Raw genomic sequence first — 12,746 nt, 5'->3', positions numbered from 1 at the left:
TTTTTTTACATGACAGAGTGCGCATTTGTATTTCCAGGCCAAGGTTCTCAATCAATAGGAATGTTAGCAGAGCTGGCTCGAAATTACCCAATAATTGAAGAAACCTTTGCTATTGCTTCTCAGCAAGTTGGCTATGATACATGGGATCTTGTTCAACATGGACCTGAAAATAAGTTAAATCAGACTGAAAACACGCAAGTCATTATGTTAGCAGCTGATGTAGCTATCTATAATTTGTTACGTGCGCAAGAATTGCCGCAGCCTAAATGGATGGCTGGGCATAGTTTGGGTGAGTATGCTGCTTTGGTATGTGCTGGCGCATTAAGTTTACCTCATGCCGTAAAATTAGTAGCAAAACGTGGTCAATTGATGCAGGAAACCATTCCGCTAGGACAAGGTGCGATGGCAGCTATCATTGGTTTAACTGATGAAGTGGTGCATGACATTTGTTCTAAGGTAAGTACTCCTAGTGAGCAAGTATCAATAGCAAATTATAATACGATAGGCCAAGTAGTGATTGCAGGTCACAGTATTGCAGTTGAAAAGGCCATTACTGAAGCAAATAATCGAGACGCGCGGCTAGCTAAACTTATTCCTGTCAGCGTTCCTTGTCACTGTTCTTTGCTAGAAGAAGCAGCAATGGCTTTTAAATCTTATTTAGATGAAACGCCAATTTTTACACCGGCAATAAAAGTAATTAGTAATGTTGATTTAAGCTGTTATGAAAGCCCTGAACAAATTCGTTCTTTATTAAAAGAACAATTATATAAGCCCGTAAGATGGGTTGAAACCATTCAAATGATGCAAAAAAAGGGTGTAAGTCAATTTATCGAATGTGGTCCTGGAAAAGTTCTTGCAGGATTAATAAAGCGCATTGATAAAAGCTTAGCAATATTTAATACACATGATAAAAATTCACTTAATCACGTTGTATCGCAATTGCAAACGCAAGAAAATTAAGCTCAAAGGGTGTTCAATCTTAATCAGTTAAGATTAAATATGATTTAATAAAGGGGTTTATATGATTAACCTAGAAGGTAAACTAGCTTTGGTGACAGGTGCAAGCCGAGGTATTGGTAGCGCTGTTGCGCAAACATTGGCCCAGAATGGCGCTTATGTCATAGGCACTGCAACCACCAAAGATGCCGCCCTGGCCATTAGCCAACGTTTTAAGGATAATAATCTTCAGGGCGAGGGAATGGTTCTTGATGTAACGAGTACAGAACAGGTTGAAAGCCTTATGGCAGAGCTTTCTGATGAAAAAAAGTTACCTTCAATCTTAATCAATAATGCCGGTATTACAGCAGATAATCTATTGTTACGCATGGATGATGAAGAATGGTACCGAGTCATTGAAACCAATTTAAATGCTATTTTCCGCATGAGCAAGGCTTGTATTAAGCCTATGTTTAGAGCAAGGTGGGGACGTATTATTACAATTGGCTCTGTGGTGGGTTCAAGTGGGAACTCAGGCCAAGCTAATTATACGGCTGCTAAAGCAGGTGTCATAGGTTTTTCAAAATCATTAGCGCAAGAAATAGCTAGTCGAGGTGTGACTGTTAATGTGGTTGCGCCTGGTTTTATTGAAACGGATATGACAAATGCTCTGCCTGATTTGGTAAAAGAAGAAATGATGAAACGCATTCCTATGAAACGTTTTGGCCAAGTCAAAGACATAGCAGCAATTGTTGCATTCCTAGCTTCTGATCATGCAAGCTATATTACTGGTGAGACTATTCATGTGAACGGTGGCTTATATATGGATTAGTTAACTTGGGTCTTTTAAGGGAGATTCTGTTAAACTTATATTAATTAAGCTTGCGTTCTTTAAAGAAATGAATAAACTACCCACCATATATTTTTTTAACCTTAAGAAAGGAAATACAAGTTATGAGTACAGTTGAAGAGCGAGTTCGTAAAATTGTCGGCGAGCAATTAGGTGTTACGGCAGATGAATTGAAGAATGATGCTTCATTTGTAGAAGATTTAGGTGCTGATTCTCTTGATACAGTAGAACTTGTTATGGCTCTTGAAGAAGAATTTGAAACTGAAATTCCAGATGAGAAAGCAGAAAAAATTACGACTATTCAAGAAGCAATTGATTATATTGAATCTAATATGAATAAAGAAGAAGCTTGAAATTAAGGAGCTATTCATTGAGTAAGCGGCGTATTGTAGTTACTGGCATGGGGATGGTAACCCCACTTGGTCTAAATGTAGAAGAAACTTGGCATAATATTTTGGCAGGTAAAAGTGGTGTCGGCCCTGTAGAAGGTTTTGATACAACTGATTTTCCTACTAAAATTTGGGCTAAGGTAAAGAATTTTAACATTGAAAAATACGTGCCGCTTAAAGATGCTCGAAAAATGGATTTATTTACCCAATATGGGCTAGCTGCAGCTGATGAAGCCTTAGCTAGCTCTGGGCTTGATATCAACGATGAAACGGCCTTACGTGCTGGCGTGGCTGTAGGTGCTGGTATTGGTGGTATAGAAACGATCACCAATAATCAAGAAAAACTGATGGCGGGCGGGCCCCGGAAGGTTTCTCCATTCTTTATACCTGCAGGTATTATTAATATGGTTGCAGGACAAATTTCTATTAAGTATAAATTAAAAGGCCCTAATATTTCTGTTGTCACGGCTTGCACTACGGGTACGCATAATATTGGATTAGCAGGGCGTATGATTGCTCATGGCGATGCTGATATCATGATTTGTGGTGGTGCTGAGATGACAACCACGCCTTTATGTTTAGCTGGTTTCTCAGCTGTACGCTCGCTTTCTAAACGTAATGAGGAGCCAGAAAAGGCTTCGCGCCCATGGGATAAGGATAGAGATGGTTTTGTTATGGGTGAGGGTGCTGGTATTTTAATCTTAGAAGAATATGAGCATGCTAAAGCGCGCGGTGCAAAAATGTATGCTGAATTAGTAGGTTTTGGCATGTCGGGCGATGCTTTCCATATTACAGCACCCGATGAAGATGCTGATGGTGCATCACGAGCCATGCTTGCAGCAATTCAAGATGCCAATATTGATCCAGCCTTAATTGATTATATCAATGCCCATGGAACATCTACTTATTTAAATGATTTAAATGAAACAAAAGCGGTAAAAAGGGTTTTTAAAGAGCATGCTTATAAATTAGCAATGAGCTCGACTAAATCAATGACAGGCCATCTACTTGGTGCTGCTGGTGCAGTAGAAGCCATATTTAGTATCTTGGCTATTCAAGATCAAGTAGCTCCGCCTACTATAAATTTAGATCAACCAGATGAAGGCTGTGATTTAAATTATGTACCACATGAACCTCAATCTAGAAAAATTGATTATGCATTAAGTAATTCGCTAGGCTTTGGTGGAACAAATGGTAGTTTGTTATTTAAACGTATCGATTTGCCTGAGTAATTTTATATCTGTAGCTAAATTTACGTAAATAGCTAAGTACACCAGGTAAACTACATCAGGCTTTTAAAGTCTACTATCAACGGACTAATCTCACGAAAAAAATCTTCAGATTGCTTACTTACGTACTGCCTGTACGCGCTTGTTCTTTCAGATGATTTTTTACTAGGCTTTGGTACGGTATTGACAGGTTCGTAAGAAGTCTAAAACATAAAAGAATATTAAAGGATTTGTAAGGCGCCAATTTTAAATTAAGTATAAATAGTATATCTTAATCTTTTAAACCGACAATTAAGGTTGCGTGGTTATTTTATGTTTAATTCTGTTTCAAATGGGAAATTATTCATAGGGATTGCTAGAACAGTAGCTTTTATCTATGGTGCAATAAATGCAAACTGACAACAAGCCAACACTAAACACTCACGTAGCTGGGCAGAAACGCTCAGCCTTAAAAATAATCAGCTATTTTTTAATAACTCTTGGTTTATTAATAGCAGTTTTTTTAGGCGGACTTTACTTTTTTTTGATGAAACCAATGATGACAGAGGGTAAGCCGCTGATTGTCGAAGTTAAAGCTAACTCGACTGCGAGCGCATTAGTGCAATACTTATATAATAATGGCTACATTCAATCTAAGCCTTTAATACAAAATTATATTAAATATAAAGGGTTAGCAAATCATTTAAAAGCTGGTGTTTATCAAATTCAACCAGGTGAGTCAGCACCAAATTTTATTGATCGTATTGTTAAGGGTGATGTTTTAACAGCAGCTTTTCGAATTATCGAAGGTAGTAATGTTTATCAAGTGCAGCAAAAGCTCCTGCAAGCACCTTATTTAAATTACCAATCTGATGACTGGGCAACAGTCATAGGTAATTATTCAAGCGCTGAAGGTTTGCTTCTTGCTGATACCTACCATTATGATGCTGGCAGTGATGCCAAACGACTGCTTTTGCATGCTAATAAAAGTTTGCTAGCTATATTAAATTCAAATTGGGAAACACGTAGCCCCGGTTTGCCCTATAAAACGCCTTATGAGCTCCTTATTGTTGCTTCTATCCTTGAGAAAGAAACTTCTTTACCATCTGAGCGACGAATTGTTGGTGGTATTGTGGTTAATCGGCTTAAAAAAAGGATGCCATTGCAAATGGATCCAACGGTTATTTATGGCCTGGGCCCTTCTTTCTCAGGCAAACTAGGGCATCATAATTTAGATTATGATTCTCCTTATAATACTTATCGCTATAGAGGGTTACCGCCTACACCTATTGCCATGGTTGGGCGTGATGCTATTGATGCTGCAGCTCATCCTAAGTTTTCTGATTACCTTTATTTTGTAGCGAAAGGCGACGGTACCCATATTTTCTCAAAAACTTATGAAGAGCAGAAAAAAGCGATCGCTCGCTATATGAACAAGGAGCACGAATGACGCCAGGGCGATTTATTGTAGTTGAAGGCCTTGAAGGCGCTGGTAAAACAACTGCTATTGAAACAATTAAGCACTATCTTCACGATAAAGTTAATAATGTCATCATTACTCGCGAGCCAGGTGGCACTTATATTGCCGAAAAGCTTAGGGCGTTAATTAAAGAAACCATTCCTAATGAACCTCTGGATGAACGTAGTGAATTATTAATGCTATATGCTGCTCGTGTACAATTACTTGAGCAAGTAATTCGGCCAGCTTTGGCTAGAGGGGACTGGGTCATAGCAGATCGTTTTGAACTATCAACTTATGCTTACCAGGGGGGTGGCCGAGGTATTAACCAAACCATTCTAGATACCTTGTCAGCTTTTTGTCTTTCAGGATTAAAACCCGATTTAACAATTTTCTTAGATATTTCGCCGGAATTAGGTCTTAAACGTGCTGATAATCGCGGTAAACTCGATCGCATTGAGCAAGAGTCATTGGCTTTTTTTAATCGGGTTTATGATGCTTATCATAATAAATTAAATAATACTACTGGAGCGAAACTTATCGATGCAAGCCTACCCTTAGACCAAGTACAGCAGGCTATCTGCTTACACTTAGAGGCTTTTTTGAATGAGCATGCATAAGGTTGATTTAACTGATCTTAAACCAGAATACCATGGTTTTTGGCAGCAGTTTAAGCGTGCCTATGATAATCAGCGTTTAACCCATGCGCTTTTATTAAGTGGCGCATCATTAGCTTATCTAAAGCCATTAGTTAATCATATGATAGCTACCATGTTATGTAAGCAAGTTACAGCGCCATGCACAACCTGTAAATCATGTAATTTAGCTATACAAGGTGAGCATCCGGATTTACACCTTATTGAGCCTGATAAAGTAGGCGGGGTTATTAAAGTTGAACAGGTTAGAGAGTTACAAAATTATTTATATACCTCACCGCAAATCGCCGAAAATAAGATTGTTTTTATTAAAAATGCTGAAAAAATGAATCATTCAGCGGCAAATTCCCTGTTAAAAATACTAGAAGAGCCGCCGCAAAATAGTTATTTTATTTTAGGTGCTGAGTCCATCAATACAATTCCCGCAACAATTTTTAGCCGTTGTCAGTATTGGTTTTTTTCTAATTTTAATCATTACAATGGCAATTATTTAGTAGAAAGTAGCCTAGGTGACGCTGAAAGCTCTTTGGGTAAATTGTCTGAGCAAAGTGAATCTTTAATAAATGATTTGCTAGCTATTCAAAAAGAAAAAATATCAATTATCGCTATTGCTGAGAAATGGTCAATTTATGAATTAATGGATTTGGCCCGGTTTATGTACTTAGTTACAGCGCAGATGATTCATAATTATTTTCATAAAAATTACCCGCAATCAGTGTTATTCTCTATGTTAGAAGAATTAACTAAGTATTTTAAACCTATTAATTTATTTTTTTTACTCGATAAATTAAATCAGATCATTAAGAATTTAAGCTATAGTATAAACGTAAATCAACTACTTGCTTTAGAAGACTTGCTGCTTAGCTTCTACGAGACCAGGGAGTTTAAATAATGGATGTGCCTATTGTAGATTGTAGTTATCCAACAGAGTCCGCACTTTATATGGGTTACATGCCCTTTATAAGTGGCGGTGGTTTGTTTGTACGGACAAATTTAACACTGCCTTTAGGCAGCACAGTTAACTTGTCAGTAAAATTACTTTCTGAAGTAAATCCGTATGTTATTTCTGCTAAAGTAGCTTGGATAACGCCTAGAGGCTCCCAGGGTAATAAGCCTGCCGGTTTAGGATTTCAACTCATAGGTGATGATGCTAGAGCTTTAAAAAATAAAATAGAAACTTATTTAGCCGCTATGCTAAAATCATCACAAATGACTGATACGATGTAATGTATGCTAACTGATTCACACTGCCACTTAAATTTGATTGACTTAACGGAATTTGACAATCAATTAAGCAATGTCATTAATGCGGCTACGCTTAATGAGGTGAACTCGCTTTTATGTGTTTGCGTAGATTTAGCTGACTATCCTACGCTATGTAAAATAGCAGATGATTACCAACAGATTAAAATATCAGTTGGCCTGCATCCTAATAATTTAATAGATCAAGAACCTAACGCTGCCATGCTTATAAAATTAGCAACCGAGCATCCAGCCTGTATTGCTATTGGTGAAACGGGACTTGATTACTATAGGACGCATGAGCCCGATGCTCAAGAGCACCAGAGAGCGCGTTTTAGAGAGCATATTCGTGCTGCCATTGCTTGTCAAAAGCCATTAATTATTCATACCCGCCAAGCCGCTGAAGATACATTGCGAGTCTTAGCAGATGAAAATGCCAGTCAAATTGGCGGTGTTATGCATTGTTTTGCTGAAGATTTAAGCATTGCAGAGCGCGCCATTGAGATGAATTTTTATATTTCTTTATCAGGTATTGTAACATTTAAAAACGCAACTTCACTGCATGAAGTAGCTAAATCTATTCCGCTAGAACGCTTATTAATCGAAACAGACTCACCTTATTTAGCGCCTGTCCCTTATCGCGGTAAGCAAAATCATCCGGCCTTGGTTAAATATGTAGCAGCTGCAATAAGTGAGCTTAGGCAAGAAACTTATGAGCAGGTTGCCAAGCAAACCACTGAAAATTTTAAGCGCTGCTTTAAGCTAGCCTAAAGCAAATTAAGAGAGGTTTTATGGAAACGAATGCTCAAGTAGTCATTATTGGCGCAGGCCCTGTAGGCTTAAGCACAGCGATTGGTTTGGCTCGTCATGGGATTAAAAGTATTCTTATTGAGCGGCACGCTAGCACAACTAATCATCCTAAGGCCCGTGGTGTTAATACAAGAAGCATGGAAATTTTTAGATTATGGGGAATTGATGCAGCTTTGCGAAAGCAACAATTGCCTAAAGAGGCGCATCGCTTTATTTGGCTTGAATCGTTACAAGGAAAAGAAATAAAACGTGTTAACGCTGAAGCTAAGCCAAATTTAAATAGCCCAGTAACAGGCGCTCTAATTTCGCAAGATTGGGTCGAGCAAGAACTTTTAAATAAAGTAAAAACGTATCCTGAAATTTGTTATTACTTTAATGTTGCAATGCTTAATATAGAACAAACTAAGGATAAAGTAGTAACAACAGTAGAAGACAAATTAACCGGTAAAAGGTACCAATTAACCTCAGAGTATTTGGTCGCGGCTGATGGAGCCTCTAGTCCAACTCGTAAATTATTAAATATTCCTATGCAAGGTCAAGATAACTTAGGCGAGTTTTGTAATATTTACTGTGAAATGAATTTAGAAAAATATGTTCAAGACAGACCTAGCGTTGGTTATATCTTTACTCGTGAGGATGTTAGAGGCACTTTCCTGTTAGCAAAAGATGGGTTACAAAAGTGGTTGATAGGTACACGTTATGATCTTCAGTCTGGTTTGACAAAAGAAAGCTTTACAGATGAATTTTGTATACAGTTAATTAAAACTGTCCTTCAAGATGACACAATTGATATTAAGCTAATTAATAAAGCATTTTGGACAATGGCAGCACTCGTGGCAGAGCAATTCCATGAAGGGCGAATTTTTCTAGCAGGTGATGCTGCTCATAGGTTGCCACCAACAGGTGGATTGGGCATGAATACTGGTATTCAAGATGCTCATAATCTTGCTTGGAAATTAGCAGCTGTTATTAAAGGCTATGCTGATGAAGCGTTATTAGAAACTTACTTTCAGGAGCGGGCACCCATAGCTGGTAAAAACATAGAATGGAGTGCTAAAAATGCTATGCGGTTTAATAAGATTTTCACAGCTATGTATGCAGGCAATGTTAAAGAAATGATGACTGCAATTGAAGAACAGCATGAGCACCTTAACCAGGTTAGCCTAGATTTAGGTTTTTGTTATGAGGAGGGTACTGTTATTGCTGAAGCAGTGCCGCAAGCTGCTCAAGATGTCTATACCTATAGCCCATCAACTTATCCTGGATGTAGAGCTCCTTATTATGTGCTAGAAAAAGATAACCAACGGCTGTCAACGCTTGATTTATTTGATAATAAATTTGTATTGCTAAGTTCAGATCAGACAGATGTATGGCAAAAAGCCGCTTTAAAGTATAAAAATTTACCATTAATAAGTTATCGTATAGGAAAAGTAGGTGGCGATCTACATGATCCAGAGGGGCGTTGGTTAGATGTATACCAAATTGATAAGACAGGTGCGGTCTTAGTTAGGCCGGATGGTCATGTGGCTTGGCGAAGTAAAAATGGTGAAGACAACCCTGAGCAATGCTTAGCTGCTGTTTTGCAGACACTTTTACTTAAATTAACTTGAAAAAACTTCTTTTGAGGCTTTGTATGTAGGAGTACGGGTTAGAATGGAGCTATATATTGGGATCATGTCAGGAACCAGTATGGATGGTATTGACGTTGCACTCGTTGATCTTACTAAAAATGAATTTCTTTATGGCATGACCTGTCCCTACAGTTTAGATGTTAAAGCAAGACTTAGGGAGTCAATTGCTATGCAGCCCCATGACCTAGGCTATTTTAGTCAACTACATACCTTATTAGGAAGAGAGTTTGCTAACGCTGTACTGTTGCTATTAGAAAAAAGTAATCACTCTGCACAAAATATTATTGCCATTGGCAGCCATGGGCAAACACTTTGTCATAATACCATGACTGATATTCCATATACGGTGCAATTAGGCTGTGCCCATACTATTGCCGAAATGACAGGAATTACAGTTGTCGCTGATTTTAGAACGCGGGATTTAGTAGTAGGGGGACAAGGTGCTCCTTTTGCACCTGTTTATCACCAGGCTATTTTTAAGGATTTTGGTTATCCTTTAGCTGTTGTAAATATTGGTGGTATAGCAAATTTAACTTATCTTAAAGATGAATTTAACGTTTGTGGTTTTGATGTAGGTCCTGGGAACTGTTTAATGGATGCCTGGATCTATCAGCATTTAAAACAGGATTATGACCAAAATGGTAATTGGGCATCACAAGGTAATGTCATTGAGCCTTTATTAAATGATTTATTACAAGATCCCTATCTTTTACGCACATCACCTAAAAGTATTGGTAGAGAATATTTTTCCTTAGAATGGCTAAGCAAGTACTGTCACTCTGAGTATAAACCTGTTGATATACAGGCAACGTTATTGCAGCTAACAGCGGTATCTATTGCAACTAGTATTAATACTAAGTCGGCAAAACCTAAACACTTATTTGTTTGTGGGGGTGGTGCTCATAATCAGTTACTATTAAAAGAGCTTGCCCAATTATTGCCGCAAGTACCTGTTTTATCTACACAAGCGGTTAATTGTAATCCCGATTTTATTGAAGCATTAATGATGGCTTGGCTTGCTGATAAAACACTAAATCAAGTTCCCTTAGACTTAAAAGCAATTACTGGTGCAAATTATCCTGCAATATTAGGTGTAATCTATCCAGCGGGGATTGACAAACGAAATTCGCTTGCGGTGTAATGTGCGTTTTAATTTAAACAAAGAAAATATTTTGCAAGCACAGGACATAAAAATTAGGCATAGCTATAAATTGGATGCCTACATAATCTTTTTATTATCAGCGACCTTTTATTTGTATGAATTTGTTCTGCAAGTAGCACCAAGTGTTATGGCAGATTCAATGATGCAAACATTTAGCGTGGGGGCTGCGGGTTTTGGTATAGTTTCTGCTTTTTATTTTTATGCCTATGCGCCCATGCAATTACCTGCCGGTTTATTGTTTGATCGCTATGGCCCAAGAAAATTAATGACCTTTGCGCTTATATTATGCGCTGTAGGCTCATTTTTCTTTGCCTCTACCGATAGCTTATTTACTGCAGCCTTAGGGCGTTTTTTAATAGGTATAGGGTCGGCTTTCTCGTTTATTGGTGTATTAGTTTTAGTATCGCGTTGGTTTCCGCCTCAGCAATTTGCGCTACTAGCAGGAATTGCTCAATTGATGAGCTCAGTAGGTGCGATGTTTGGTGAAATGCCTCTTGCTGCTTTAATTGAAGCAGTAGGTTGGCGAGAAGCTAGCTTTATTTTAGCGTTAATTGGCCTTTTACTCGCTTTACTAATTTGGCTGGTTATTCGGGATTACCCACATCAACCCACTCAATTTGTGGCAAAGCGTCATATTCGCGATGAGTGGCGGCGGCTTATTGCAGTTTGTGGCCGAGCATATACTTGGGTTATTGGTATTTATTCTTGCGCTATATGGACGCCAATTGCAGTTTTTGCAGCATTATGGGGTGTTCCTTATTTACAGCAAAAATTTCAAATCAGTGTGATTGCTGCTTCAGGATTATGCAGTATGATTTGGTTGGGGATTGGTGTTGGCAGCCCGCTTCTGGGTTGGTTAAGTGACAGGGTGTACAGTCGCCGCTTTTCGTTAATTACTAGTGCTGTGTTAGGCCTAGCTGCAACAATATTCTTATTATATATTCCTGGTGTTACTTTAGGTTGGATGTACTTAATTCTCTTTATCTTAGGTTTAGGCGCAGGCGGCCAGACGGTTAGTTTTGCTGTTGTAAAAGACAATAATCCAGCCGAATTAGTTGGCACAGCCTCAGGTTTTAATAATTTATCGGTGCTTATAGGTGGTGCTGTATTTCAACCGCTAGTTGGCGTATTTTTGCACCATAGCAATGATTGGCAAGCAATTAATGGTGTACATATCTATACAGTTGCTAGTTACAATAAAGCCTTACTGGTTATGCCTTGTTGCTTCTTAATAAGCTTGATCATTGCTGCTTTTGTTTTAAAAGAGTCTCATCCAGGACGTGTACACAGGTGATTGTGTTGCAAAAAAGTTTATAAGATAATTTTAAAATTTTCTTTGTTTTAAAGGGGTTTTTTATGATAAATGATTTGCCCATCTATAGCATAAAAAATCTGCAAACATTTTTAGATAAAAAAACATTAAATTCATTTTCTAATGTCAATGCGCTCTTTTTTAAAGCGTCTCACTCTGAAAAATTCTCACGTCAATTAAATATCTTGAATGATAGGCTCTGCCAATTAGAACTTTTAAACGATAGATTTTCTCACCATGGCCAATTAGAGTATCAAGGGGATTTTTTTTACAACTTTATTTTCAATGATGGTGCCGATCTTGGATCAGATGAGCAATCATATGATGAAGTTCAAGACTTAATAGAAGGAGTAGCATTATTAAGAGTACATTTGTTGAAAATTATACTTTATGCGCAAAAATATCTGCCAAATCATTTAGCTGGTAAGCATTTTAATGATCTGTCGACCAGATTTTTAAAGCTTGCCTTAGCAAACGCCTATACGCCACAAGAGCTAACTTGTAATTTTGAAGAATTAGCCAAACAGCCTATTTGCCCTGTGCTCCTGCGTATCGGAGGAATGTATGGTAGCCACAATGACTTACTGGGTTTTTATATTTATTTTGATATAGATACACCAATTGGCATAATAGCGCAGGCACAAGGCCATAAATTTAGTTTATTTTTAACGATATTTCAAAATGAAAAGCAAGTAAAAAAAGAACTTCATTCAAATGCTCTGAATAATCATTTTGTTGCTTCTATTAAAAGTCATGAAAAAATTACCACAGCGAACCAACTATTAAGTTTATTAAATACAATTAAAGAAAGCTCCTATCAAAAATATTTCAGAATAATATGGGACATCAGTTGGGACACAAATGATGAGTTAGAGGTATTAGGGCAGAAATTAATCGATTATTTTGGAGCAGATCAATTCCCTTTACCGCACATGGGAATAATTTCAGAGATAGATAATGTCATTGAATTTATTAGTAATACTATTCAAAATAACCCCAATCTTATTGTAGAGGAAGGCTTTGAAGGTGAAAATGAATTGGTAAATGGCATCAATTGTAACATCATGTAAATGACTTTTTCGCAGCGGTTG

Annotated in this window: 13 protein-coding genes; all 13 read left to right on the top strand. The window is 37.7% G+C overall.

Annotation, left to right across the window (positions count from 1 at the left end; all coding sequences use genetic code 11):
• The first annotated feature begins 9 nt into the window (after nucleotides 1-9).
• The 13 genes from fabD (at nucleotide 10) to DYE47_RS07410 (ending at nucleotide 12,725) form a co-directional block, all read left to right on the top strand.
• Nucleotides 10-960 carry an ACP S-malonyltransferase gene (gene fabD, locus DYE47_RS07470; RefSeq protein WP_115302675.1) on the top strand — a complete coding sequence of 317 codons (951 nt, stop codon included), beginning with the start codon at nucleotides 10-12 and terminating at the stop codon, nucleotides 958-960.
• Nucleotides 961-1,021: 61 nt separating this feature from the next.
• Nucleotides 1,022-1,768 (top strand): 3-oxoacyl-ACP reductase FabG, encoded by a 747-nt coding sequence (fabG, locus tag DYE47_RS07465; protein WP_115302674.1) that lies wholly within the window; start codon nucleotides 1,022-1,024, stop codon nucleotides 1,766-1,768.
• 122 nt (nucleotides 1,769-1,890) lie between these two features.
• The gene (gene acpP / locus DYE47_RS07460; RefSeq protein WP_115302673.1) at nucleotides 1,891-2,139 is read left to right on the top strand and encodes an acyl carrier protein; all 249 of its coding nucleotides are present in this window, start codon (nucleotides 1,891-1,893) and stop codon (nucleotides 2,137-2,139) included.
• 17 nt (nucleotides 2,140-2,156) lie between these two features.
• Nucleotides 2,157-3,407 (top strand): beta-ketoacyl-ACP synthase II, encoded by a 1,251-nt coding sequence (gene fabF, locus DYE47_RS07455; RefSeq protein ID WP_115302672.1) that lies wholly within the window; start codon nucleotides 2,157-2,159, stop codon nucleotides 3,405-3,407.
• Between the two features lie 385 nt (nucleotides 3,408-3,792).
• Entirely contained in the window at nucleotides 3,793-4,833 is a 1,041-nt protein-coding gene (gene mltG, locus DYE47_RS07450) for an endolytic transglycosylase MltG (protein ID WP_115302671.1), read from the top strand.
• Nucleotides 4,830-5,462: a dTMP kinase gene (gene tmk / locus DYE47_RS07445; protein WP_115302670.1), complete on the top strand. Its 633-nt coding sequence runs from the start codon at nucleotides 4,830-4,832 to the stop codon at nucleotides 5,460-5,462. The genes mltG and tmk overlap by 4 nt, the downstream gene beginning before the upstream one ends.
• The gene (locus tag DYE47_RS07440; RefSeq protein ID WP_115302669.1) at nucleotides 5,449-6,390 is read left to right on the top strand and encodes a hypothetical protein; all 942 of its coding nucleotides are present in this window, start codon (nucleotides 5,449-5,451) and stop codon (nucleotides 6,388-6,390) included. The genes tmk and DYE47_RS07440 overlap by 14 nt, the downstream gene beginning before the upstream one ends.
• Complete coding sequence (locus tag DYE47_RS07435) at nucleotides 6,390-6,725, top strand: PilZ domain-containing protein (protein WP_115302668.1); 336 nt, start codon at nucleotides 6,390-6,392, stop codon at nucleotides 6,723-6,725. The genes DYE47_RS07440 and DYE47_RS07435 overlap by 1 nt, the downstream gene beginning before the upstream one ends.
• A gap of 3 nt (nucleotides 6,726-6,728) precedes the next feature.
• The gene (locus tag DYE47_RS07430; RefSeq protein ID WP_115302667.1) at nucleotides 6,729-7,511 is read left to right on the top strand and encodes a TatD family hydrolase; all 783 of its coding nucleotides are present in this window, start codon (nucleotides 6,729-6,731) and stop codon (nucleotides 7,509-7,511) included.
• Nucleotides 7,512-7,531: 20 nt separating this feature from the next.
• Complete coding sequence (locus tag DYE47_RS07425; protein WP_115302666.1) at nucleotides 7,532-9,160, top strand: FAD-dependent monooxygenase; 1,629 nt, start codon at nucleotides 7,532-7,534, stop codon at nucleotides 9,158-9,160.
• Nucleotides 9,161-9,203: 43 nt separating this feature from the next.
• On the top strand, nucleotides 9,204-10,322 hold the full coding sequence (locus DYE47_RS07420; RefSeq protein WP_115302665.1) for an anhydro-N-acetylmuramic acid kinase: 1,119 nt from the start codon (nucleotides 9,204-9,206) through the stop codon (nucleotides 10,320-10,322).
• A 28-nt stretch (nucleotides 10,323-10,350) separates the two neighbouring features.
• A complete protein-coding gene (locus DYE47_RS07415) occupies nucleotides 10,351-11,637 on the top strand; it encodes an MFS transporter (protein ID WP_423202368.1) in 1,287 nt (428 codons plus the stop codon).
• A gap of 62 nt (nucleotides 11,638-11,699) precedes the next feature.
• Complete coding sequence (locus DYE47_RS07410) at nucleotides 11,700-12,725, top strand: hypothetical protein (protein ID WP_115302664.1); 1,026 nt, start codon at nucleotides 11,700-11,702, stop codon at nucleotides 12,723-12,725.
• Nucleotides 12,726-12,746: the final 21 nt, after the last annotated feature.

Source organism: Legionella beliardensis, from assembly GCF_900452395.1.
GTDB lineage: Bacteria > Pseudomonadota > Gammaproteobacteria > Legionellales > Legionellaceae > Legionella_C > Legionella_C beliardensis.
Note: the sequence above shows the minus strand (reverse complement) of the source record. Positions and strands in the feature narration are given on the sequence as shown.

Coding starts and splice junctions, on each gene's coding strand:
- fabD (WP_115302675.1), top strand. CDS start 10: ATGACAGAGTGCGCATTTGTATTTCCAGGCCAAGGTTCTCAATCAATA.
- fabG (WP_115302674.1), top strand. CDS start 1,022: ATGATTAACCTAGAAGGTAAACTAGCTTTGGTGACAGGTGCAAGCCGA.
- acpP (WP_115302673.1), top strand. CDS start 1,891: ATGAGTACAGTTGAAGAGCGAGTTCGTAAAATTGTCGGCGAGCAATTA.
- mltG (WP_115302671.1), top strand. CDS start 3,793: ATGCAAACTGACAACAAGCCAACACTAAACACTCACGTAGCTGGGCAG.
- tmk (WP_115302670.1), top strand. CDS start 4,830: ATGACGCCAGGGCGATTTATTGTAGTTGAAGGCCTTGAAGGCGCTGGT.
- DYE47_RS07440 (WP_115302669.1), top strand. CDS start 5,449: ATGAGCATGCATAAGGTTGATTTAACTGATCTTAAACCAGAATACCAT.
- DYE47_RS07435 (WP_115302668.1), top strand. CDS start 6,390: ATGGATGTGCCTATTGTAGATTGTAGTTATCCAACAGAGTCCGCACTT.
- DYE47_RS07430 (WP_115302667.1), top strand. CDS start 6,729: ATGCTAACTGATTCACACTGCCACTTAAATTTGATTGACTTAACGGAA.
- DYE47_RS07425 (WP_115302666.1), top strand. CDS start 7,532: ATGGAAACGAATGCTCAAGTAGTCATTATTGGCGCAGGCCCTGTAGGC.
- DYE47_RS07420 (WP_115302665.1), top strand. CDS start 9,204: ATGGAGCTATATATTGGGATCATGTCAGGAACCAGTATGGATGGTATT.
- DYE47_RS07410 (WP_115302664.1), top strand. CDS start 11,700: ATGATAAATGATTTGCCCATCTATAGCATAAAAAATCTGCAAACATTT.